At 68.2% G+C, this 23,161-nt stretch carries 22 protein-coding genes; 15 read left to right on the top strand and 7 right to left on the bottom strand.

The features are described from left to right. Positions 1-247: 247 nt before the first annotated feature. Complete coding sequence (locus ACZK5N_RS01965; RefSeq protein ID WP_459018205.1) at positions 248-499, top strand: VOC family protein; 252 nt, start codon at positions 248-250, stop codon at positions 497-499. A 337-nt stretch (positions 500-836) separates the two neighbouring features. On the opposite strand, the gene ACZK5N_RS01960 is transcribed toward ACZK5N_RS01965, so the two are convergent. The 4 genes from ACZK5N_RS01960 to ACZK5N_RS01945 are packed head-to-tail and all read right to left on the bottom strand — an operon-like array spanning position 837 to position 4,587. After that, on the bottom strand, positions 837-1,754 hold the full coding sequence (locus tag ACZK5N_RS01960) for a D-hexose-6-phosphate mutarotase (RefSeq protein WP_459018203.1): 918 nt from the start codon (positions 1,752-1,754) through the stop codon (positions 837-839). Positions 1,755-1,799: 45 nt separating this feature from the next. Continuing rightward, on the bottom strand, positions 1,800-2,657 hold the full coding sequence (locus tag ACZK5N_RS01955) for a sugar phosphate isomerase/epimerase family protein (RefSeq protein ID WP_459018201.1): 858 nt from the start codon (positions 2,655-2,657) through the stop codon (positions 1,800-1,802). A gap of 23 nt (positions 2,658-2,680) precedes the next feature. Next, positions 2,681-3,763 (bottom strand): Gfo/Idh/MocA family protein, encoded by a 1,083-nt coding sequence (locus ACZK5N_RS01950; RefSeq protein ID WP_459018199.1) that lies wholly within the window; start codon positions 3,761-3,763, stop codon positions 2,681-2,683. Then, positions 3,760-4,587 (bottom strand): sugar phosphate isomerase/epimerase family protein, encoded by an 828-nt coding sequence (locus ACZK5N_RS01945; protein WP_459018198.1) that lies wholly within the window; start codon positions 4,585-4,587, stop codon positions 3,760-3,762. The genes ACZK5N_RS01950 and ACZK5N_RS01945 overlap by 4 nt, the downstream gene beginning before the upstream one ends. A gap of 291 nt (positions 4,588-4,878) precedes the next feature. Between ACZK5N_RS01945 and ACZK5N_RS01940 the strand changes: the two genes are divergently transcribed. The 4 genes from ACZK5N_RS01940 (at position 4,879) to ACZK5N_RS01925 (ending at position 9,354) form a co-directional block, all read left to right on the top strand. Further along, on the top strand, positions 4,879-6,048 hold the full coding sequence (locus ACZK5N_RS01940) for a Gfo/Idh/MocA family protein (RefSeq protein WP_463624596.1): 1,170 nt from the start codon (positions 4,879-4,881) through the stop codon (positions 6,046-6,048). Further along, on the top strand, positions 6,045-7,211 hold the full coding sequence (locus ACZK5N_RS01935; protein ID WP_463624595.1) for an MFS transporter: 1,167 nt from the start codon (positions 6,045-6,047) through the stop codon (positions 7,209-7,211). The genes ACZK5N_RS01940 and ACZK5N_RS01935 overlap by 4 nt, the downstream gene beginning before the upstream one ends. A 111-nt stretch (positions 7,212-7,322) precedes the next feature. Beyond that, a complete protein-coding gene (locus ACZK5N_RS01930; protein ID WP_463624594.1) occupies positions 7,323-8,879 on the top strand; it encodes a SulP family inorganic anion transporter in 1,557 nt (518 codons plus the stop codon). A 73-nt stretch (positions 8,880-8,952) separates the two neighbouring features. Next, on the top strand, positions 8,953-9,354 hold the full coding sequence (locus ACZK5N_RS01925; RefSeq protein WP_463624593.1) for a helix-turn-helix domain-containing protein: 402 nt from the start codon (positions 8,953-8,955) through the stop codon (positions 9,352-9,354). A 70-nt stretch (positions 9,355-9,424) separates the two neighbouring features. Here ACZK5N_RS01925 and ACZK5N_RS01920 read toward each other — a convergent pair whose 3' ends face one another. After that, on the bottom strand, positions 9,425-10,759 hold the full coding sequence (locus ACZK5N_RS01920; RefSeq protein ID WP_463624592.1) for an MFS transporter: 1,335 nt from the start codon (positions 10,757-10,759) through the stop codon (positions 9,425-9,427). Positions 10,760-10,904: 145 nt separating this feature from the next. Here ACZK5N_RS01920 and ACZK5N_RS01915 point away from each other — a divergent pair, with 145 nt between their 5' ends. From ACZK5N_RS01915 to ACZK5N_RS01900, 4 genes are all read left to right on the top strand, one after another. Beyond that, positions 10,905-11,147, top strand: coding sequence for a DUF6458 family protein (locus ACZK5N_RS01915; RefSeq protein ID WP_459018190.1), 243 nt, complete (start codon positions 10,905-10,907; stop codon positions 11,145-11,147). Positions 11,148-11,321: 174 nt separating this feature from the next. Further along, positions 11,322-12,608, top strand: a complete 1,287-nt coding sequence (locus ACZK5N_RS01910) for a citrate synthase (protein ID WP_459018189.1) — start codon at positions 11,322-11,324, stop codon at positions 12,606-12,608. A gap of 99 nt (positions 12,609-12,707) precedes the next feature. Beyond that, positions 12,708-13,733: a LacI family DNA-binding transcriptional regulator gene (locus ACZK5N_RS01905; RefSeq protein WP_463624591.1), complete on the top strand. Its 1,026-nt coding sequence runs from the start codon at positions 12,708-12,710 to the stop codon at positions 13,731-13,733. Then, positions 13,730-14,749, top strand: a complete 1,020-nt coding sequence (locus tag ACZK5N_RS01900; protein WP_463624590.1) for a LacI family DNA-binding transcriptional regulator — start codon at positions 13,730-13,732, stop codon at positions 14,747-14,749. The genes ACZK5N_RS01905 and ACZK5N_RS01900 overlap by 4 nt, the downstream gene beginning before the upstream one ends. A 117-nt stretch (positions 14,750-14,866) precedes the next feature. On the opposite strand, the gene ACZK5N_RS01895 is transcribed toward ACZK5N_RS01900, so the two are convergent. Both ACZK5N_RS01895 and ACZK5N_RS01890 read right to left on the bottom strand, forming a co-directional pair. Continuing rightward, entirely contained in the window at positions 14,867-15,514 is a 648-nt protein-coding gene (locus ACZK5N_RS01895; RefSeq protein ID WP_463624589.1) for a hypothetical protein, read from the bottom strand. Positions 15,515-15,532: 18 nt separating this feature from the next. Further along, positions 15,533-16,198 (bottom strand): hypothetical protein, encoded by a 666-nt coding sequence (locus ACZK5N_RS01890; RefSeq protein WP_463624588.1) that lies wholly within the window; start codon positions 16,196-16,198, stop codon positions 15,533-15,535. Positions 16,199-16,266: 68 nt separating this feature from the next. Here ACZK5N_RS01890 and ACZK5N_RS01885 point away from each other — a divergent pair, with 68 nt between their 5' ends. The 6 genes from ACZK5N_RS01885 (at position 16,267) to ACZK5N_RS01860 (ending at position 23,161) form a co-directional block, all read left to right on the top strand. Then, on the top strand, positions 16,267-16,932 hold the full coding sequence (locus ACZK5N_RS01885) for a TetR/AcrR family transcriptional regulator (protein ID WP_463624587.1): 666 nt from the start codon (positions 16,267-16,269) through the stop codon (positions 16,930-16,932). Positions 16,933-17,081: 149 nt separating this feature from the next. Then, a complete protein-coding gene (locus ACZK5N_RS01880; protein ID WP_463624586.1) occupies positions 17,082-18,935 on the top strand; it encodes a glycoside hydrolase family 127 protein in 1,854 nt (617 codons plus the stop codon). Positions 18,936-18,961: 26 nt separating this feature from the next. After that, positions 18,962-20,545, top strand: coding sequence for a type 2 periplasmic-binding domain-containing protein (locus tag ACZK5N_RS01875; protein WP_459018182.1), 1,584 nt, complete (start codon positions 18,962-18,964; stop codon positions 20,543-20,545). A 61-nt stretch (positions 20,546-20,606) separates the two neighbouring features. Then, the gene (locus ACZK5N_RS01870; protein WP_459018181.1) at positions 20,607-21,575 is read left to right on the top strand and encodes an ABC transporter permease; all 969 of its coding nucleotides are present in this window, start codon (positions 20,607-20,609) and stop codon (positions 21,573-21,575) included. 9 nt (positions 21,576-21,584) lie between these two features. Next, entirely contained in the window at positions 21,585-22,499 is a 915-nt protein-coding gene (locus ACZK5N_RS01865) for a carbohydrate ABC transporter permease (protein ID WP_459018180.1), read from the top strand. Next, positions 22,499-23,161 carry a YesL family protein gene (locus ACZK5N_RS01860; RefSeq protein ID WP_463624585.1) on the top strand — a complete coding sequence of 221 codons (663 nt, stop codon included), beginning with the start codon at positions 22,499-22,501 and terminating at the stop codon, positions 23,159-23,161. The genes ACZK5N_RS01865 and ACZK5N_RS01860 overlap by 1 nt, the downstream gene beginning before the upstream one ends.

Genomic DNA, 23,161 nt, shown 5'->3' with positions numbered 1-23,161 from the left:
CGGTTGACCGCAAACCAGACGCCGATCGGCACGTACAGCCACCAGCGCCGTGTTCACAGCGGAACCAGCAGCAGCGGTGTAGTCAGGAGCCTCGACCAGGCGCTGAACGGATGGGCGTGTCGCCGGAACATGCGAGCGTAGGAGCCGTCGTTGGTGGCCACACCTCCAGCTTGACACCCGATCCCTGTGACGGCCGCCAATCGCACGACTCTGCCGCACACCGTCGGCCCCGCCAGCAGTGGAGGTGATGCTCCGATGGGTAGGGTCCGCTCCAAGTCCGTACCTCTTCCTGCCCGGCGCTGCCCGTGTGGCGTTGGCGTTCTATGCCGACGTCTTCGGCTGCACCGCCCAGCTGCACACACTCGAGGAGTTCGGCAGGACTGACGGTCCGCCGGAGGCGATCGCCCACGGCTTCCTCGCCGATGGTCCGGTCGCTCTCTTCGTCGCCGACGCCACTGGCGATCGGCCGTCGTTCCGTTGCGAAGGCATGATGCTGTGACTGCTCGGCGCCGCCGCCCCCGCGACCCTGCGTGAGTGGTTCCGGGGCCTTGCCCAGGGAGGGCGGGTCATCGACGACCTGCAGTCCAGACCATGGGGCGCCACCGACGGTCAGGTCCTAGACCGGTATGGCCTGCACTGGCTGATCGGGTACGAGGGGGAGGACGTCGCCTGAGCCGCTCGCCGTGACCGCGATGCTGACCGCGGCCCGCCAGGCCGTGCCGCTCTCGAGGCTGACCGACCAGGAACGCCGCGCCCAACCGCCGTCGCCTTTCCTCCACGCCAACCGACGCTGACCGCGGGGCGCCTCTCCAACTCCCAGAGTCAGGGGCGATCTCTCAGTCCAGCGCGTCCACCGTGAGTGCGGCGGTCATCGTGTGGGTCGTGCCCGGGGCTACCGCGATGCGGCCGTCGGCGACGTTGCAGGTCTCGACGCAGATCATTTCGGTCCACTCGTCGTCGCCGAAGTCGGGCATCGCGGCGGCCTTGACCGGGCCGGGATTCCAGACGACCGCGTTGGCGGAATCGATCGCCCGGACGGTCAGCGACCGCGAGCCGGCCGGGTCCTCGACGACGATGGTGCCCGGCTGGGGGACGAGGCGGTCGGTCTCGCCGTGAAGCGTGAGCGCTTCGCCCGTCGGGGGGAGGGTTTCGCCGGTGAGGCGGTCCAGCGACTCCACGGCCTCGATGCCGCGGACCGACACGAGCCGTGCGTCGCCCACCGCCAGGTAGGTGTGGAACGACTCCTCGACGCTCAGAGGCAGGCTCCCCTTGTTCGTCACCTCGAGCGCGAGCCGGAGCCCTGTGCCGACGGTGACGGTGTAGCGGAGCAGCGCCGGGCCGTGATCGACGCCGGGCACGGAGGAGGTGTCGAGAGTGAAGGTGAGGACGACCTCGCCGTCGGCCTCATGGGCCGACTCCAGCTCCCACGTGGCCACGCGCGCGAACCCGTGAAGGGGCGCGGCGCCGTCGGTGGGGTGGGGCCCGAACCATGGGTAACAGAGCGGGACGCCGCCACGGATGGGGGCGCCGGGCGCGAACGCGCTGCGGCGGCTCACCCAGAGCACGTCCCGCTCACCAGCCGGCACCCACGACGTCACGTGCGCACCCTGGAGGTGGACCACCGCCGACGCCGCCGGCGTGCTGACGACCACCCGGCGCAGCCCGTCGGCAGCCTCCTCGAGCTGGACGGAGTCCGGCAGAGCGAGGGTCGCGGTCCGCGACGTCGTTTCGGTGGCCGGGACGGTGGCGCCCATGGAGTTCTCCTGCGGGGGTGGGTGTGGGTGGTGGGGTGACGAGAATCAGAGAAGGTGGCCGTAGCCGAGCTCGACCAGGTTGGCCCGCGAGATGGCCAGCGACTCGAACGGGTCGCGGCCGTAGGTGTCGTCCTGTTCGACGAGCAGGTGTTCCGCACCGCTCGCGATGGCCTGCTCGATGATGGGCTGCCACTCCAGGTTGCCCTCACCCACCTCGGCGAACTGCACCACGCCGTAGAACCCCGACATGAAGCCCGCGAAGTCGCCAGCGGCGATGGCGTCGCGGGCGGAGTCCGGCAAGAGGCCGATCCGGTAGTCCTTGAGGTGGACCAGTCGCACGCGCCCGGCGTACTTGGCGAGCACGGAGACCGGATTGAGGCCGCCACGCTGGACCCAGTGGACGTCCACCTCCAGCCCGATGCTGGGCGCCAGGTCGGCGATGACGTCGAGCATGTAGCGGCCGTCCAGGCGGGCGAACTCGACGTGGTGGTTGTGGTAGTACAGCGCGATACCGTCGTCGGCCAGCCGCTTCGCGTACTCCTCGGCGCTGCGTGCGAAGTTCATGACACCGTCGGGCGAACCCATGGCGTCGATCGGCAGCATCCCGATACGCAGCATGGAGGTGCCGAGCGTGCGGCAGTCGGCGACGATCTTGTCGTAGGTGGTGCTGAGCGAGTCGCCGCCGCCGGGGGGCGGGGTCAGGCCGGCCGACAGCGCCACCATCGTCACCCCCAGTTCGTCCCGGGCCCGCCGCATCTCCGCGACGTTCTCAGGCGTCATGGCCACCTGCGACATCTCGATGTCGCGGTAGCCGACGTCGACCATCCTGCGCAGCGTCTCGAAGGTGCCGTGCTCGACGAACGAGCCCTTGATGGTGCTTGCCTGGACACCGATGCGTGTCATGGAGGTTCCTTTCAGGGGGGTGGTCACAGCTCGACGACTTTGCCGGTCCGTGCGGATTCGTAGATCGCGAGTACGAGCTCGAGGCTCTGCCTGCCGCTGACACCGTCGACCAGCGGGTCGCGGCCCTCGACGACGGCGTCGACGAAGTCCAGCAGCTGAAGCCGGTGGGCCTCGCCCCAGACGTCGGCGGGATCGGCCGGGAGGTCGGAGGCCTCGTCGACGGCGCGCGTGGCCGCGCGCGTGCCCCCGCTGGCCACCTGCTGCGCGTGCGCGGTGGTCCCCTCGCCGCCCACGGTAGGTCCGTCGATCAGCGTCAGGGTCGCGAGGCGGTCGCCGTGGATCACGGCGCCTCCGGCGCTGCCGTGCAGAGAGAGGGACGCGGGAAACCCGGGGTACGCGCTCGTCGACGCCATCACGGTGCCGATGGCGCCGTTGGCGAACGTGAGGGTGGCGCAGACGACGTCCTCGACCTCGATCCGCTCGTGCGTGGCTGTCCGCGCCTGCGCGTACACCGAGACGACGGGGCCGCACATCCAGCGCAGCAGGTCGACGGTGTGGATGCCCTGGTTGATGAGCGCACCTCCGCCGTCCAACTCCCACGTGCCGCGCCATTGGCCCGAGTCGTAGTACTCCTGGGTCCGGAACCACGGGACCCTGCACTCGGCCAGCACCAGGGTGCCGAGCCGCCCCTCGCTGACGGCCTCGTGCACCAGCTGGGCCGCCCGATCGAAGCGATGCTGGGACACGACGGCCAGCGTGCGGCCCGAGGTCCGTTGGGCCGCCAGAAGCCGGTCGCACGCCTCGAGCGTCACCTCCATGGGCTTTTCGATGATGACGTGCTTGCCGGCGAGGAGCGCGGGCACGCCGACCTCGGCGTGGCGTCCGCTGGGAACGCACACCGTGACAGCATCGATGTCGGGGTTACTGAGGATCTCCTCGAAGCTCATCACGGTGAGGCCGAACTCCGCGGCCAGGGCCTCCGCCCGGTCCGGCAGGATGTCGCTGCACGCCACCAGGTCAGCCCGCCCGGCGAGCTGCTGCAGCGCCCTGACGTGCGTCGGAGCGATGGACCCGCAGCCCACGAGGGCGAACCGGACGACGTTCATCGGTACGAGATGCCCTGGGCGTCCAGGATCGCGGTGAACGCGCGCGTGGCCCGGGCGAAGTTGTCCGGCCCGGAGAAGCCGCCGAGGTGGTGCGCCGACGCGAGGTGCGGCTCCATCGAGAAGAACCCGTCGAACCCGTCAGCCGCGAGGGCCCGGATGGTGTCCGGGAGCCGGCCGTCACCGTCGCCGGCCACGACGACCTCGCCGGTGCCGAGCCGGGCGTCCTTGATCTGGATGTAGTCGGTGTAGGGGCGCAGCAGGTCGTAGGCCTCGGGGAAGGGGACCACACCCACCTGCACGTAGTTGGCCGCGTCCCAGGCGAGGCGGAGCGCGGGCGAGTCGACGGCCGTGACGAGGTCGTGCACCCGCTCGGGGATGTCGCCGAAGATGTCCTTCTCGTTTTCGTGCAGAAGCACGACGCCCCCGGCCTCGGCCCGGGCCGCGAGGGCGGCCATGCGTCGGACCACCTCGTCGCGGTGATCCTCGGGCCGCTGGTCGGCGGTCAGGAAGAACGAGAACACCCGGATGTAGGGGGCCCCGAGGTGCTGGGCCACCCACACCGCCCGGTCCATCCGTGCCAGGTGCGCGTCGAAGTCGTCGGTGATGTTGACCTTGCCGATCGGCGAGCCGATGGACGAGACCCGGATGCCGTGGCTGCGCAGGATGTCGCGGGCCCGCTCCACCTCGTGGTCGTCGAGGTCCAGCACGTTGACACCCCAGGCGCTACGGAACTCGATGAACCTGATGCCGAGCTGGTCCAGGAGGGCGCACTGCACCTCGAGGTCGTTGTCGATCTCGTCAGCGAAACCGGACAGGGTCCACATGGGTGAGCTCCGATCAAGGGGGTCTGGGGTGCACCACTGCACCGTCGTGGCGCCCTCCCGCTGGGCGGACCCGGGGTTTCGGGTGGGCGCTGATCACGACGCTACGCACGGAGCTCCTCGTGGCCAATGGATTGCCATATGTTGCCGTGCCATGGCCGTCTCCCGAGGCAACTGGGGGCAACACAGTGCGAGGCGTGCCGTGTGCCTGTTCTACTCGTAACCTCGGGTGACCCCCGGACAGCCCACCGACGTAGGCGGGCGCGGACGCTCAACACGCTCAAGGAGACGCACATGACGAAGCAGGTGAGGCTCGGGATCATCGGGCTGGGACAGCAGGGCGGGCTGTACGCGTCGCTCATCAAGGACGGGCGCGTCCCGCACATGACCATCGGGGCGATCTGCGACACGGACCCCGCCAAGCGCGACCTCGCCCGGTCGACGTACCCCGGCGTCCCGGTCTACGAGGACCTCGACGCGCTGCTGGCCGGCGGTGACGTCGACGCCGTGGTCACCACCACCCCCCACTACCTGCACCCGGAGATGGGGATCGCCGCGCTGAAGGCCGGCCTCCATGTGCTGGTGGACAAGCCGGCAGGCGTCTACACCAAGCAGGCCCAGGAGCTCGTCGACTTCGCCGTCTCCAAGCCCGAACTGACCTTCGGGATCATGTTCAACCAGCGGATGAATCCGCTCTACCGGAAGCTCAAGGAGATCGTCGACGGCGGCGAGATCGGCGCCATCCGACGCTCCACCTGGACCATCACCACCTGGTGGCGGCCGCAGGGCTACTACGACTCCAGCGCATGGCGCGCGACGTGGGGCGGAGAGGGTGGCGGCGTGCTGGTCAACCAGGCGCCCCACCAGCTCGACCTGTGGCAGTGGATCTGCGGCGTGCCGCAGACGGTGTTCTCCAAGCTGGGCTACGGCGTGAACCGGAACATCGCCGTCGAGAACGAGGTCAATGCGATGGTGGACTACGGCGACGGGGTGACCGGGTCGTTCATCACCTGCACGTACGACATCGCCGGAACGGACAGGCTCGAGATCCTCGGCGACGCCGGGAAGATCGTCGTCGAGGACAGCAAGCGGGCCATCATCACCAGGCTCCGTAAGCCGGAGCAGGAGCTCTCTGCCGGCATGGGCATGGACGACGTGATGCGACTGTTCACCGGCAAGGTGGACCTCGACACGCTCTACACGCAGGAGACGCTGGAGTTCGAGTCGGTGTTCGGCAGCCAGCACGCCGACGTGCTGGAGAACTTCGCCCTCAACGTCCTCGACGGCACCCCACTGGTCGCGCCGGGGGCCGACGGCATGCACGGGGTCCGGCTGGCCAACGCCATCCACCTGTCGAGCTGGAAGGGCGAAGAGGTCCCGCTGGCGTTCGACGAGGACGAGTACCTCTCGCTCCTCAACGACCGCATCCGCGAGGAGGGTACGTTCGCCGAGCGCACCGCGTGACGATCTGGACGCGCACCTTCATCCTGGCGACGGTGGTGAACTTCCTGGTGTCGCTGGTGTTCTTCATGCTGATGGTCACCATGGCCACCTACGCGGCGGAACGCTTCTCGGCCGCGGACAGCATGGCCGGACTGGCGGCGAGCATCTTCATCGTCGGAGCGCTCCTCGTCCGGCCGTTCGCCGGCCGGTTCCTCGACGTGGTGGGGCGGCGCCGGATGCTGCTGCTGGGCCTGGGGGTTTTCGCCCTCGCCTCGTTGCTCTACATTCCAGCTGACAATCTGAGCCTGCTGCTCGCGGTGCGGATGCTGCACGGCGCGGGCCTCGGCGCGGCCCACACCGCGATCTCCGCCTCAATCATGACCGTGCTACCGCGGGCACGCCGCTCGGAGGGCATGGGCTACTTCACGTTGAGCGGGACGGTGGCCACGGCCGTCGGCCCGATGATCGCCCTGGCGGTGCTGCAGCTGGGCGTCGTCGAGTGGCTCTTCGCGCTCTCCACGGCACTGTCGACGGCGGCCCTGCTGCTTGCGCTGGGGCTGAGGCTGCCGGGTCCGGGGGGCGACGGCGCGGAGACCGGACCCGCCAACGTTCGGGTGGGCGGTTTCATGGAACGGTCGGTGCTGCCGATCGCGTCGATGATGCTCCTGCTCGGTGTTGCCTTCGCGGGGGTGTTGACCTTCGTGTCGACCCACGCCGCCGCGCTAGACCTGGCGAGCGCCTTGGGAGGGTTCTTCCTGGTCTACTCGGCGGTCATCGCGGTGTCGCGGCTGTTCGTCGGACGGCTGCACGACGCGCGGGGCGACAACGTGATCGTGTACCCCGCCCTCGTCAGCCTGACTGCTGGGCTGGTGGTCCTGGCGCTCGCCTCGACCAGCGTCGCGCTTCTTGTGGCGGGGGGGTTGCTGGGGCTGGGCATGGGCACGCTGCAGTCCTCGGCGCACGTCATCGCGGTCTCGGTCGCGCCGCTGCATCGGGTGGGGCTGGCCACCTCGACCCTGTTCATCATGATGGACCTCGGCGTCGGTCTCGGACCCCTGGCTCTCGGCGCCGTGATCGGGCAGTGGGGCCTTCCGGCGATGTACCTCGGTCTCTCCGCGTTGGTCCTGGTCGCGGCGGGGGTCTATCACCTGGGGCACGGTCGGCGCTTCGGTGGGGCTGTGTGATCGTCTGACCCGGCTGCCGAGGCGCGGCAGATTTCAACTAACTCTCTGGTTCCGGGAGGGTTCGGGTCGTGCTGGCCCCTTGTCGGCACCACCCCCCAACGAAGGAGCCATATGGCTGAGTCGAGCGCGCCCGCATCCGTCCGGGACACCCATCCGCTGGTCCCGGAGGCGGGTGAGCGTGAGACCTCCACGTGGGCGGCGCTGCGCAGCCCACGTCGCCTGCGCACCGAGGTCCTGGCGGGCCTGGTGGTGGCGTTGGCGTTGATCCCGGAGGCGATCTCGTTCTCGATCATCGCCGGTGTCGATCCCCGGGTGGGGTTGTTCTCGAGCTTCGTGATGGCCGTGACGATCTCCGTCGTGGGTGGCCGTCCGGCGATGATCTCCGCCGCGACGGGGGCCATCGCCCTTGTCATCGCCCCCGTGGCGCGTGACTACGGTCTCGACTACCTCCTGGCCACCGTCATCCTCGCGGGTGCGTTGCAGATCGTGTTGTCGCTGATCGGTGTGGCCAAGCTGATGCGGTTCGTGCCGCGGATGGTGATGGTGGGCTTCGTCAACGCGTTGGCGATCCTCATCTTCATGGCGCAGGTCCCGCATCTGCTCGGGGTGCCGTCGTTGGTGTACCCGACGGTGGCCCTCGGGCTGCTGATCATGGTGGTGCTGCCGAGGCTCACCACGCTCGTCCCGGCACCCCTGGTTGCCATCGTCGTCATCACCACGCTGGTGGTGGGGGCCGGGTGGGATCTGCCGTCGGTCTCTGATCAGGGCGAACTGCCGAGCTCGCTGCCGGGGCTGCTCCTGCCGCAGGTGCCGCTGACGTTGGAGACGCTGCAGATCATCGCCCCCTATGCGTTGGCGATGGCGCTGGTCGGGATCCTCGAGTCCTTGATGACCGCCAAGCTGGTCGACGGGATCACCGACACGCACTCGAACAAGACGCGTGAGGGCTGGGGTCAGGGCGTGGCCAACGTCCTGTCGGGCTTCTTCGGTGGCATGGGCGGGTGCGCGATGATCGGGCAGACGATGATCAACGTGAAGGTCTCCGGGGCCCGGACCCGGATCTCGACGTTCCTTGCCGGCGTGTTCCTGCTCATCCTGGTGGTGGGGTTCGGCCCGGCGGTGGGCATGATTCCGATGGCGGCGCTGGTCGCCGTGATGATCATGGTGTCGGTGGCCACGATGGATTGGCACAGCATTCATCCCGCGACGCTGAAGCGGATGCCGCACAGCGAGAACATCGTGATGTTCCTGACCGTGGGGGTCACGGTGCTGACGCACAACCTCGCCTACGGCGTGATCGTCGGCGTCAACGCCGCGATCATCGTGTTCGCGCGGCGCGTTGTGCGGTTCGCCTCGGTGGAGAAGGTGACCGAGACCGACGTCGACGGCGACGGGACCGTGGACGTACGGATGTACAAGGTGACCGGCGAGATGTTCTTCGCCACCAGCAACGATCTGGTCTACCAGTTCGACGACGCCGGAGATCCCAAGCGCGTGGTGATCGACTTCTCCGAGAGCCACATCTGGGACGCGTCCACCGTCGCGGCACTCGACGCGGTGCAGACGAAGTACCAACGGATGGGCAAGACGGTGGAGATCGTCGGACTCAACCGCTCCTCCGCCGCGCGCCACAACCTCCTGACCGGCCAGCTCGGCGAGACCCACTGAGCCGCGGGACCGTGGGCGGGGTTCGGCCGCGGGTGCCGAGGTGCAGCGCTGCGCGTGCTGCACACTGGTTGCCATGACCCAGCCCGGCCCGCATGCGCCCACCCTCCAGATCGGTGCTGTCGCAGATCGCACCGGGCTCTCGATCCGGACGCTGCGTCACTACGACGACGTGGGCCTGGTGCGACCGAGCGGGCGATCGGTGGGCGGGTTCCGGCTCTACACCCACGACGACGTCAGCCGGCTGCTTCTGATCCGCCGCATGAAGCCGCTCGGGTTCAGCTTGGAGGAGATGGCGGCGCTGCTTGAGACGGCCGACGCCCACCGCACCCAACCCACGGAGGACACGGCGGCCGCGCTGGCCGGCTACACCCGGACGGCATCTGAGCGCCGCGAGAACCTGGCGCTTCAGGTCGCGAAAGCTGACGAGTTCATCGCTCAGTTGCGCGAACTCGGCGGGGACCACGCCTCCTCCTGAGGTCCGTCGAGCCGTAGGTCGCACAACCGGGGGCGCGATCTTTCCTCGTGGCGACGGGTCCGTGGGCTCGTCAGGCAGCGGCGCGAGCGGGCTGCTTGACGAACAGGGCGACGATGAAGCCGGCCAGGAGGACCAGGACCACCCCGAGGATGCCCCAGTACTGGCTGGACTCCTCCCCGGAGCCCGTGACGGCCACGCCGACGGCGATGGCGAGCCCGAACATCAGCGGCGCCAGGAAGCTGACCGACCTTCCCGTCGTGGCGTAGAGCCCGAACATCTCCCCGCTCATGCCCTCAGGGATGAGCCGTGCGAGGAAGGAACGGCTGGCCGACTGCGCCGGCCCCACGAACAGCGTCATGCCCAGGCCGAACGCCCAGAACACGGGCTTGCCGCCGTCGTGGAAGAAGAAGATGCCCAGACCGAGCCCGACCAGCATTCCCAGGGAGATGAGGATGACGGTCTTGGGGCCGAGTTTGTCGTCGAGCAGGCCGAACGCCATCGTCGCGAGGCCGGCGACCACGTTGGCCACCACGCCGAAGATCACCACCTCGCCGAAGGTGAATCCGAACGTGCCGGCAGCCAGCACGCCGCCGAAGGTGAACACGCCGGCCAGTCCGTCGCGGAACAGCGCCGAGGCGATGAGGAAGAACAGGGTGTTGGGACTGTCGCGCCACACCTTCCTGATCGAGCGGAAGAGTGCCACGTAGGAGCCGACGATGCCCAGGGCCGGTGCCACGTGGTCTGGGCGGCGGTCCTTGAGCGCGAGGAAGATGGGGATGGTGAACAGCACGGTCCAGGCGCCACAGATGAGCATGGCGAGCCGGACGTCGTCGGGTGTGAAGTCGGAGCCCAGGACGACGATGATGACGAGCAGGATGGCGATGCCGCCGAGGTAGCCGAGGCCCCATCCCAGGCCGCTGACGCGGCCGACGTTCGACGGCGTGCTGACCTGGTCCAGCGCCGCGTAGTAGTTGACGTTGGCGATCTCGGAGACCACGTTGCCCGCGCCGAGGAGCACGGCGCCGAGCAGGAAGTACTCGGGAGCGGGCGCCACGAAGTACATGGCGGCGCAGATCGCCGCCAGGAGCCACGTCTGCCAGCGCAGGTGGAACATGCGCTTGCCCGTGCGGTCTGCGCCCTGGCCCAGGACCGGTGCCAGCAGGGCGATCAGCAACCCGGCGGACCCCGTCGCCCAGGCCAGCTTCATGGTGACGTCGTCCTTGTCCCCGAAGGCCGAGCTGGTCAGGTAGACGGAGAACACGAAGGTGGTGATCACGGTCGCGAACGGCTGGGTCCCCCAGTCCCAGAACGCCCAGCTCACCACCTTCCCCCGCGGTGCCGGGATGTTCGACAGGGCGCCGGCGTGTGGGAGTCCGTCGACGGCGGGAGGCTGCTGGATCGTCACGCGAGCAATCTATTCCGAAGAGGTCGACGGCGGGTGTCTTCCAGGCAAACGGACGGGTGCTCCGCCCGGCGCGCCTCCTGTTTGAACGAGGCGGGATCTGGGTACGGTGAAGATGTCACATGTGCCCACAACCCAAGGAGTCATCATGCGAATCGGATCGTCCGTCTTCCTCATCGCGCTCGGCGCCATCCTCACGTTCGCCGTCGAGGCCGACATTCCCTACATCAGCCTGGACCTCGTGGGCTACATCCTCATGGCGGCCGGCGTCATCGGCCTGATCTGGGCTCTGCTGGCGTCCAACCGCAGCCGCACCACCGAGACGCGCATCGTGAACGACCCCAACACCGGCGAGACCATTCGTCGCTCGGAGTCCTCGGACGGCATCTGAGCCACCGTCCCAGCAGCCCCCATCCTCAGGGTGGGGGCTGTTTTGTGTGGTGTCGACAACGGGACTGGACTCTTTCCGGAGGTTCCCTCCAGCGTTGTATGGTGGGGGCGCAGGCCATTGAACAGGCATCGACGGCGCCCATGAAGGTCGCCGGGACCACAGAAAGGCAATCGCATGACCGACAGCGGAGTCCTCAAGTACGGGGATCTCGAACTTGAACTGCCGATCGTGGAGGCCACGCAGGGCAACAACGGGTTCGACATTGGCAAGGTCCTGTCGTCCACCGGCACCACCACCCTGGACCCCGGCTTCGTGAACACCGCCTCATGCACCTCGTCGATCACATTCATCGACGGTGACGAGGGCGTCCTGCAATACCGCGGCTACCCCATCGAGCAGCTCGCCGAGCAGGCCACCTTCATCGAGGTGACCTATCTCCTCATCTACGGCCACCTGCCCTCGCAGGACGAGCTCGAGGAGTTCAACCTCAAGATCTCCCGCCGCATGATGCTCGACGAGCGCATGCGTGAGCTGTACCGCTGCTTCCCCCGCGGGGCCCATCCCATGCAGGTGCTGGCCGCGGGCATCATGGCGCTCGGTTCCTTCCACCGCGACACGCTGTCGGTGCACGACACCAACCAGGTGGAGGAGGCATCGCTCCGGCTGCTGGGGTCCATGCCCACGCTGGCCGCCTACGCCTACAAGAGCTCCGTGGGCGAACCGTTCCTCTACCCGCAGACCAAGTTGGGCTACGTCGAGAACTACCTGCGCCTGTCCTTCGGCACGCCGCAGGAGGAGTACCAGATCGACCCGGACATCGTCCGCGCGTTCGAGACGCTGTTCATCCTGCACGCGGACCACGAACAGAACGCGTCCACGTCGACGGTGCGCCTGGTCGGCTCGGCCGACGCCAACATCTACGCCTCGGTCAGCTCCGGCGTCAACGCCCTGTCCGGGCCGCTGCACGGCGGCGCCAACCAGGCCGTCCTGGAAATGCTCTCGCGCATCCAGGACGAGGGGCTGGACATCAAGGAGTTCGTGAGTCAGGTCAAGGACAAGAAGTCCGGCGTGAAGCTGATGGGCTTCGGCCACCGGGTGTACAAGAACTACGACCCCCGCGCCAAGATCATCAAGGGCCACGCCGACGCGCTGCTGCGAATCTCGGGACGCAACAACCAGCTGCTGGACATGGCACTCGAGTTGGAGGAGACGGCGCTCAACGACGACTACTTCATCGAGCGCAAGCTGTACCCCAACGTGGACTTCTACACCGGCCTGATCTACGAGGCGATGGGCTTCCCCTCGCAGCACTTCACCGCGTTGTTCGCGCTGGGCCGGCTGCCGGGCTGGATCGCGCAGTGGCGCGAGCAGCACGCCGATCCGCACCGCAAGATCGGGCGTCCGCGCCAGATCTACGTGGGCGAGACCCAGCGAGACTACGTGCCGATCAGCGAGCGCTGACCCGACGAGCTTGGCCGACGGGCCCATCCCTGCGGGGGTGGGCCCGTCCCCTTTGCCGGCCCGGACTCCGTCATGAGCAACCGGGCTATCCTGAGCGCCATGGCGACGACGATGCGTGAGGTGGCAGCGCTCGCCGGCGTGTCGATCAAGACCGTCTCCCGCGTCGTCAACGGCGAACCACACACCCGTCCCGAGGTGGTTCACCGCGTCCGCGCCGCCGTCGCCGAGCTGGGCTGGACGCCCAACACCAGCGCCCGCAACCTTCGCACAGGACGCACCGGCACCATCGCCATCGCGGTCCCCGGGCTTCGACGGCCCTACCTGGCCGCGTTGGTCGAGGTTCTGGTCGACGAGGTGTCCCGGCGCGGGTTCGACGCAGCCGTCGAGCCCACTCGCGGCGATGCCTCCCGCCTCAGGGCCGTGCTGTCCGCCACGGGCCGGACCCACGACGGCGTGGTGATCATCGGGGACCTGCCCCCGGGGATCGCGGCGTCTGGGACCGAGCCGCCGCCGGTGGTCGTCATCCAGGGCGCGCGCGTCGACGTCGCACTCGACAGGGTGGACGAGGACGTGGCGGTCGCCGCAGCGTTGCTGTCGCGGCATCTGGTGGTGATGGGCAGATCGCGCCCCGTGGTGCTGGGGGCGGACCGCGGCCACGGACTGGAGCGCGGCGGCGAGGCCACGCGCCCCTCGCAGGCGCTGCGCGCTGCGCTGGCGGCCGTCGACATCGACGTCGAGCAGGTGCCGTTCGTGGCGTGCGGCCCCGCGTTCGACCGGGCTGCCGGCATGGCGGCAGCGCTCACAGCACTTGAGAGGCATCCGGAGGCCGATGCCTACCTCTGCGCCAACGACGAGGTGGCGCTCGGCGCGCTGGTGGCGCTCGCTTCGCGCGGCGTCCAGTGCCCGGAGGTCGTCGCGGTGCTCGGCAGCGGCAACCTCGTCGACGGCCGCTTCTCGTCGCCGTCGCTGACCACGGTCGACCCTCACCCGAGGGCGATGGCCCGGGCGGCGCTGGATCTCCTTGCGGACCGGATCGAGGGCCGCCAGCACGAGGGACCGCGGGCCGTCACCATCCCGGTGGATCTCGTTCGGCGCGAGTCCACCATGGGACGGCGCAGGCCGTGACCCCGCGCCCCACTCTGCAGGACGTCGGTGCCATCGCGGGAGTGTCCGCCAAGACGGTCTCGAACGTGCTGCTCGGGCGGCCCAATGTGTCGGAGGTGACGCGCGCCCGGGTCTGGGAGGCGGTCGCCGCCACGGGTTACGTCGTCAATGCCGCCGGGCGCGGGCTCGCGTCCGGGCGCACGGGCCGGATCGCGCTCGTGGTGCCAAACCTTCACCAGCCGTACTTCGCCGAGATGGCCGAGCGGCTCATGGCGGAGCTCGCCCCGCGCGGGCTGACCTCGACCCTGATCATCGCCCAGGCCGGGGCGGACGAGCGGCGCGTCGTCGTCGGCGACGCCGCCCCGGGCGTGGATGGTGTGATCATCCTGCCGCACGCCCTGAGCTGGGAGATGCCCGACCTCGCGCCGCCCCGTCCGGTGGTGCAGCTCGGTGGCGCCAGGACCGCCGGCCTTGACTGGGTGGCGATGGGGGAGCGCATCGGCATGCGGCTCGTCACCGAGCACCTGCTGGCGCAGGGGCACCGTCGGTTCGTGGCGCTGTGGAACGGCGAGATCGGGGTGGCTCCGGGGGAGCGGTTCGGCGGGATCCTCGACGCCCTGGGAACCGTGGGGTTGGGCCGTGACGACGTCACCATCGTAACCGGATCGGATTGGGACAGGCGGGAGTCCGGTTACGAAGCGATGGCCGGACTGCTGCGCACCGGTCAATCGTTCGACGCCGTGGTCAGCGTCAACGACGCCTTGGCCGTCGGCGCGATGCGGGCGTTGCGCGACGCCGGGTTGCGCATTCCTGAGGATGTCGCGGTGACAGGCTTCGACGACACCGAGGAGGGCGCCTTCCTCCTGCCTGCTCTCACCTCCGTGTCTCCCGAGGCCGCCGCGATGGCAGGCCATGCGGTGCGGCTGCTCGTCGACCGCCTCGACGGTTACGCCGGCCCACCCCGCGAGGTGCACACCGGCGCGCACCTCGTCGCGCGCGCGTCGACGGGACATCCTCCCGGAGGACCAGGCGACTGAGGTGCCGAGCCCGGTCGATCCGGCTGCTCACTCCTCAAGCGATGATCTGGCTTGCGATCTGAATGATCCATGGCCTGCTGATGGACTGATCCGGGTGCTGCGACGTGTGTTGGCCGCTCATGGTTCAGAGACCGAGGCGGGCTCGGCGGCACGACGCCCGCGTGGGGGGACGCTGGCGAGCAGGGCCCACCCGAGCCAGGCGTGTGCGGCGGAGAAGACCACGCCAGCGAGCTGACCTGCTATCGGCACGAACCTAACCGCGAAGGCGGCAACGAGCAGAGTGGCGACGGTGAGCAGTGTCCCGGTGCTGCCCGGCAGGACCTTTGCCTTCTCGACGGCAATGCCGACGACGACCATCCCGACCAGCCAGAGAGGAATCACGCCTCCGGCCAGCCGGAAAGGTGCCGAAGCCAGCAGGGGGCCGTCGAGGTCGAGCTGCGCAGCGTCCTCCTGTGCCAGCACCGGGAAGACCAAAGCCTCGGTCAGGAAGAGGCCGGCTCCGACGACGATGCCGGGCACGGCCAGCACCGTACCCACGATACCAAGCCTGCCCCACGCTGTGCCGTGGCGGACCGCCAGGCCCGCCAGACCGAACAGCGTCAGGATCAACGTCATCACCGTCACTATGTGAATCGTTGCCCACAACGGCAGACGCGACGACTCGGCAATCCCGATGTCGAAGGAATTGGGGTGGGCCAAACCCACCAGTCCCAGAATCCCGGCGACGATCCAGCAGCCCCCGGCCCAGCGCACGATGCTATCCATGGCTCCTCCATCCACACTTCAGGGACTGCGGACAATGCCTTGACCGAATGCCTGCGTGGATTCAGACGCGACGCCTGTGGTGGCGACACGTCGACCCTGGGTCAGCAGTCCCAGACCCAGGGCTGCGAACAGGAGCATGAAGAAGCCGATCCCCAGCCGGGCGGTCACGAACCCACCGAACATGGCGGGCGTGACGACCGCGAACGCGGTCACCCCGATGGACAGGGGTGTCCACCGGGCCCAGCCGGACCAGATGCCGGCCCGCAGGGCCGCGATCCCGGCGATGATCAGGCCTACGCCGATGGCCGAGACGGAGATGCCGTAGGAGGTGCCCATCAGCCCGGCGTTGGCCTCGTCGTTGTCCCAGTGGGCGTAACGCATCGCCAGCAACTCCGTGAGAGTCAGGGCCACCATCCCGGCCACCGCGACCCATCCACCGGCACGGCCGATCCGTCCGGATCCCAGCGCACCCGAGCGGACCAGCCCGACCAGGACGACCACGAGGCCGAAGTGGTGGACGAAGAACCATGCTTGTGCGACGTAGAACCCGGGCACCGTTAACGGATAGCTCAGCAACTCCTCACTGACCTGTGGTGGCCAGAACAGCAGCACCAGGGCGCTGACTAGGCCCAACACGCCGGCCGCTATCCCGATGATCCCCGCTCGCCTCGTCTGTGGGTACATCTTGGCCTCCACTAAAGTTGGTAACTAGTGAGTGTCACTAGTCAATTTCTTCTATAGTGATCACAGCCATGACCGAAGTCAAGAGTTTTCCTCGAAAAGAGCGTGCCGCCCGCACCCGGCTCAAGATCGTCCAAGCGGCGACGCAGGAGTTCCGCAGGGGCGGCTATCACGGCACCACGATGGCCGCGATCGCCAAGGCGGCGGGGGTCGCTGTGCAGACGGTCTACTTCGTCTTCCATACCAAGGCGGCGCTGCTCACCGCGGCGATCGACTCGGCCGTGATGGGCGAGGAGGAGCCTGTCCCGCCCGAGATGACGCCGTGGTGGCGCGAGGCGACCACGACCATGGATGGCCCCCACGCGATCGGCTTGTTCGTCGCCAACGTCGCCACGATCCTGTCCCGGTCGGCCAGCCTCGACCGAGTTGTCCTGGCGGCCTCGACGACCGATCCCGAGATCACCGATGTGATCGCACACCACGACGCCCTCCGGGTTCGGAGTTACCGCAGCTACGTCGACGCCCTCGCCGCCAACGGGCTGCTCAGGAACGGACTCGACCCGACGGAGGCCACCGAGGTGCTGCTCACCCTTGTCGGCTCCGACGTGTTCCTCACCCTCACCGAGCAACGCCATTGGTCCGTCGACAGGTACACCACGTGGACGACCGACACTCTGTCCACCCTGTTCCTCGAGCCCCCCGGGAACGTGCCACCACCCGCACAGGTACCTGCGTAGCGAAGCCGCTGAGCTCGGGCCCCCGGGTCGCTGACGCCGTGAGAGTCGTGATGGAACTGTGACCTTGCCCATTCTTGTCCCGCTCTTGACAACGCTGAATCAAAGCCGCATGATCCTCCTAAGAGATTTCATCGTTGAAAGGGTCACAGGTGACCACCTCGTACTCGCCGCCCCTCGTCGCCCCCGCGGCGCCCGTGGCGGCATCCTCCCGCCTCCCCATGGCGATCTCCGCGGTCCGCCTGGACCCCGCCTCGCGTCTGGGCGCCTGGCAACAGCGCAACGCCTCCGCGACCATTCCGCACTGCATCGCCCAACTGGAGGAGGCCGGAAACCTCGACAACTTCCGCCGGGTGATCGGCGAGTCCGAGTCCGAGTGGCGCGGCTTCTGGTTCGCCGACTCCGACCTCTACAAGACCATCGAGGCCGTCGCCTGGGAGATCGCCCGCACAGGCACCACCGGGTTCGACGCCTGGCTCGATGACGTGATCGGACTCGTCGCCCGCGTGCAGGAGCCGGACGGCTACGTGATGACCTGGATCCAGGGCGTGCACCCGGAGAAGAAGTTCAACGAGCTGGACTGGACACACGAGATGTACGTGCTCGGCCACATGGTCCAGGCCGCAGTCGCCCTGGCCCGTGCCGGGCGCCGCGACCTTCTCGACCTCGCGATCCCCTTCGTCGACCTCGTCGACGCGACCTTCGGGCCGCAGGCGGACCAGGTGGGCTACTGCGGGCACCCCGAGCTGGAGACCGCGCTGGTGGAGCTGTACCGCCACACCGGGGAGCGCCGCTTCCTGGACCTGGCCCGCCATCAGGTGGACCATCGCGGCTCCGGCCTGCTCAAGGTGGGTTCCCTCGGCGCCCGCTACTTCCAGGACCACGCGACGGTCCGTGCGTCGACGAGCGCAGTCGGCCACGCCGTCCGCCAGCTCTACCTCAACGCCGGTGTCACCGACCTGGTCCTCGAGGGCGGCGACGATGAACTCCTCCACGCGATGCGCGCGCAGTGGGACAGTGCCCACGAGCGCAAGATGTACATCACGGGGGCCTTCGGCTCGCGGCACCGCGACGAGGCCTTCGGCGACGACTACGAGCTCCCCTCGGACCGCGCCTACGCGGAGACCTGCGCCACCATCGCCGACATGCACTGGAACTGGCGGATGTACCTCGCCGAGGGTGGTTCCCGTTACGCGGAGACCATCGAGCGGGAGCTCCACAACGCGCTGGCGGCGTCGCTCGACGAGACCGGCACCCGGTTCTTCTACTCCAACCCCCTGCAGCTGCGCCCGGACCGCTACTCGGAGGAGAACGCCCCCCGAGAGCGCACCCCGTGGTACGCGTGCGCCTGCTGCCCGCCCAACATCGCCCGCGTCTTCGCGCAGCTCAGCGGCTACGTCGCCTCGGTCGACGGCGACGCGCTGGCCATCCATCTCTACACGGCCTGCGAAATCGACGTCCCCCAGGCCCTCGGCGGCGGCACCGTGACGGTGCGCACCAGTTACCCCGACGACGGGCGCGTCGAGATCTCCGGCCCGGCCGGTCTCGGCCTCGCGCTCCGCATCCCGACGTGGGCCACAGCAGCCACCGTCGACGGCGCCCCGATCATCCCCGATGCCGACGGTTACGCCAGGCTCACCGTCGCCGAGGGCCCGCTGGTCCTCGAACTGCCCATGACCCCGCGCTGGACGCAGGCCAACCACCGCGTCGACGCCGTCCGCGGCTGCGTCGCACTGGAGCGCGGGCCTCAGGTGTACTGCGTCGAGCAGGTGGACCTCCCCGAGGGGGTCCGCCTGGACGACCTCGTCGTCGACCCCACCACGCCGCCCCTCCAGTCCGACGACGGCCTCGAGATCGCGGTCACCCCACGACTGCAGCAGGGCCCGCTCTACGGCGAGCCCTCCACGGTCGCCACCGGGGAGCTCGTCACCGTGCGCGCCATCCCCTTCCACACCTGGGGCAACCGCGCCTCCGGTGCCATGCGCGTCTGGCTCCCCAGCGCGTGACCTCAACGAAGAGAGGAAACACCGACATGAAGATCAGGAAGATTGTCGCTGCCACCGCGGCCCTGGCCACCAGCGCAGTGCTGCTGGCCGGCTGCGGCGGCGAACAGCAGGACCCGGAGACGCTGCGGATCCTGGCCATCAAGCATCCCCTGACCAAGCCCATGGCCGAGATGGAGTGGGTGAACAAGATCCAGGAGGCCACCGGCGCCACCATCGAGTGGGAGGAGGTCGCGGCGGACTGGCCCGAGAAGAAGGCCACGATGCTCGCCGCGGGTGACGTCCCCGACATCATCATCGGCGGCAACGCCATCACCGACACTGACCTTGCCACCTACAGCTCGCTGTTCCTCAACCTGGCCGAGCACATGGAGGCCATGCCCAATGTCGCCGCCATGTTCGACTCGGATCCCCGCCTGGAAGCGTTGGCGACCCTGCCCACCGGTGAGGCCTACGCGCTTCCGTCGTACAAGCGGTTCTGGCCCCTGGCGATCACGCACCAGTACATCAACCAGCAGTGGCTGGACAACCTCGGCCTTGAGGCACCCTCCACGTGGGACGAGCTGTTCGAGGTGCTCTCGGCGTTCAAGACGCAGGACGCCAACGGCAACGGTGACCCGAACGACGAGATCCCGTGGGACTGGTCGCCTGTGGGAACCGGTGGTTTCGGCTACTTCCAGCCCTCGGCCCTTCTCGGCTCCACCGGCCTCCCGATCAACAACGGCGGCGGCCAGGGCTACTTCGTCGAGGACGGCGAGGTGTCCAACTTCATGGTCGACGAGCGCTATCGCGACCTCGTCTCCTTCCTGCACAAGGCCTGGGCCGCCGGCCTGATCAGCGAGCAGGCGTTCACTCAGGACTACTCCGCCTACCAGTCGGTCGGCCGCGGCAACGGCGACGATGCGGCCGTCGGCTTCTCATGGGGGTGGACCTCGTCCGACCGCTTCGGCGCCCAGCTGGCGCCCCAGTACGCCGCGCTGCCCCAGCTGCAGGCGGAGGCCGGTCAGTCCGAGCCCGTGACCTGGAGCTACGACGACGAGAACTACACCGCCAACCACATCATCGTGGCCGCCGAGTCCAACAACCAGGAATTGGCGCTGAAGGTGGTCAACGAGTTCTACGACCAGACCCGCTCCGTCGAGGTGCTGTTCGGCGACATCGGCGAGTACGTGGAGGAGACCGGCGACAACGCCTACAAGGTGCTGCCGCCCTCCGACGGCACGTCCGATCCGTCGTCCTGGAAGTGGACCAACACCATCGCCGACGCCGGTCCGTTCTGGATTCGCGAGTCGATCGAGCTGGAGCTTCCCACTGACGTCGCGGAGGCCGTGGAGCAGTCGGTTCCGCTCCAGCCGGCCCTGGACGCCGTGGATCCCGAAGCCGACGTCTACCCGTTCAAGTTCGTCAAGATGACGGCCGAGGACCTCAACACGCTCAACCTCAACAACACCAACGTGCTGTCGCTCACCATGGCGAAGTTCGCCGAGTGGGTCACCCAGGGCGGCGTCGAGGACCAGTGGGATGACTACGTCACCCAGCTCGACGGGCTCGGCATGCCTGAGAACGTGGAGATCTACCAGCGCTACTACGACGAGTTCGTCGCCAACCAGTGATCGGCCGACCAATGGGCGCCGAACTCCGGCGCCCATTGGTCCCACCCCTAAGGACCGAATCATGACGACACTGACCCGCGAGGCCACCACGGTTCTCGCGCCCGGGGCACGGCCCAAGCTGTCCCCTCCTGCCAGGCTGCGGCGCCACGTCTCGCGGCAGTGGCAGCTATGGGTGATGCTGCTGCCCGCCATCGCGTTCGTGGGGCTCTTCTCCTACGTGCCCATGTACGGCATCCAGTTGGCCTTCCGCGAGTTCGACTTCCAGGCCGGCCTCACCGGCGGCGACTGGGTGGGCCTCAAGTACTTCGTCCAGTTCTTCGAGAGCCCCCTCTTCTGGAACCTGCTGCGCAACACCTTCGTGATCAGTTTCTCGACCCTGGTGTTCGGCTTCATCGCCCCGATCATCCTGGCTCTCGTGGTCAACCAGATCTTCCGCCCGGGCCGCAAGCGGTTCATGCAGACCGCCACCTACCTGCCTCACTTCATCTCCGTCGTGGTGATGGTGGGCATGCTGCAGGTGTTCCTCAACCCGACGTCGGGCGTCGTCGCGCGGCTGTTCTACTTCCTCGGCTTCGAGGGCAACTTCCTGGGCGACACCGCCTCCTTCGTGCCGGTGTACGTCATCTCCGAGGTGTGGCAACACGCAGGCTGGAACTCGATCATCTACCTTGCCGCCTTGTCCTCGATCGACCCGCAGCTCTACGAGGCGGCCCGCGTCGACGGCGCCAACCGCTGGAGACTGATCCGCCACGTCGACATCCCTGCCCTGGTGCCGACGATGATCATCCTGCTCATCCTCACGATGGGCGGCATTCTGGCCACCGGCTTCGAGAAGATCTTCCTGATGCAGAACACGCTGAACCTGCCGGTCTCGGAGGTCATCGCCACCTACGTCTACAAGATCGGCATCGTCAGCAACCAGTTCAGCTACGGCACCGCCATCGGCCTGTTCAACACCGCCATCAACTTCGCGTTCCTGGTGGGCGCCAACTGGCTCGCCAAGCGTTACTCCAACACGAGCCTCTGGTAGGAGCGGATCATGTCAACAACCCGATTGGCGCGGCTCAGAAACCAGAGCCCCAGCGACACCCTCTTCGTCGTCACCCTCGTGGTGGTGTGCCTGGCGATCCTCTTCGCCATCATCTACCCCGTCTACTTCGTCCTCATCGCCTCGATCAGCGAGCCCCGGCTCGTCTCCACAGGGCGGGTGGTGTTCCTCCCCGAGGGCATCAACTTCTTCGGCTACGCCCAGGTGTTCGCCGATACCCGCATCTGGATCGGCTACCGGAACACCATCGTGTATGCGGTGGTGGGAACCGCGCTGAACCTGCTCGTCACCCTGCCGGCCGCGTACGCGCTGTCCCGGCCGGAGTTCCGGCCGCGACGGTTCCTCACGCTGTTCTTCGCGTTCACCATGTTCTTCAGCGGCGGGCTCATCCCCACCTACCTGCTCTACCGCGACCTCGGGCTGATCGACAACTGGCTGGTGTTCATCCTCCCCGGCGCCGTCAACGTCTACAACCTCATCATCGCGCGCGCGTTCTTCGAGAACTCCCTGCCCAACGAGCTCTACGAGGCTGCCATGCTCGACGGCCTCAACCACTTCCAGTACTTCCTGCGGGTGGCGCTGCCGCTGAGCAAGGCGATCATCTCCGTGATCGGCCTCTACTACCTGGTGGCCCGATGGAACGACTTCTTCACGGGCCTGGTGTTCGTGCGCACCTACGACAAGCAGCCCCTCATGATCGTGCTGCGTGACATCCTGCTGCAGAATCAGGCGTTCGCCGGGGGAGCGGGAACCGCCGGCGGGACGGGCGGCGCGTACGGGCAGGACTACGCGGACCAGATCAAGTACGCCGTCATCGTGGTGGCCACGCTGCCGGTCATCGTGGTCTACCCCTTCATCCAGAAGTACTTCGAGAAGGGCGTCATGATCGGGTCGGTGAAGGGCTGATGCGCCGCGTCGTCGGCTGGCACACCGGCCTGGGGGAGACAGCTCTTCGCCTGTCCCTCATCAATCTGCTGTGGATCGCCTTCACGCTCGCCGGCGCCGTGGTGCTCGGGATCTTCCCGGCCACGTCTGCCGCGATGGGGGTGCTGCGTCGCGACGCGATGGATCGGCGGGCCGAAGCCGGCGGGGCGCCTGCGACGCCCCGCGCACCGCTGCACCGCGAGTTCGCGGACCTGTGGCGCCGGGAGTTCCGAAGCGCCAACGGGCTGGGCTGGGTGCTCACCCCGGTGTGGGCGCTGCTGGCCTACGAGTACTGGATCCTCGGCAACTTCCAGCTCGGCCTGCCCGGTGGAGCGGTCGAGGCCGTCCTCCTGCTGGCGATGCTGGTGCTGTTCGTGATGACCAGCAACCTGTGGGTGCTCCAGGCCCACTTCGCGGAGGGTCCCTTCGCCCTGCTGCGGCGAAGCCTCATCCTGACGGTGGGCCGGCCGGCCTCTGCGCTGCTCGTGGCCGCCGGGGTGCTGGGGGTCGCGGCGGTCTACGTGATGATGCCGGGGCTGGGCGCCGTCTTCGGCATCGCGGCGGCCGCCTTCCTGGCCACCGGCCACCTGTGGGGGGCCGGGATCCTGGCCCCGTCGCCGTCGCACGCCGCGTCGGGGGTGTGA

It is taken from the genome of Tessaracoccus pujii, assembly GCF_055326215.1.
This window is presented reverse-complemented; position numbering and strand designations above follow the sequence as displayed.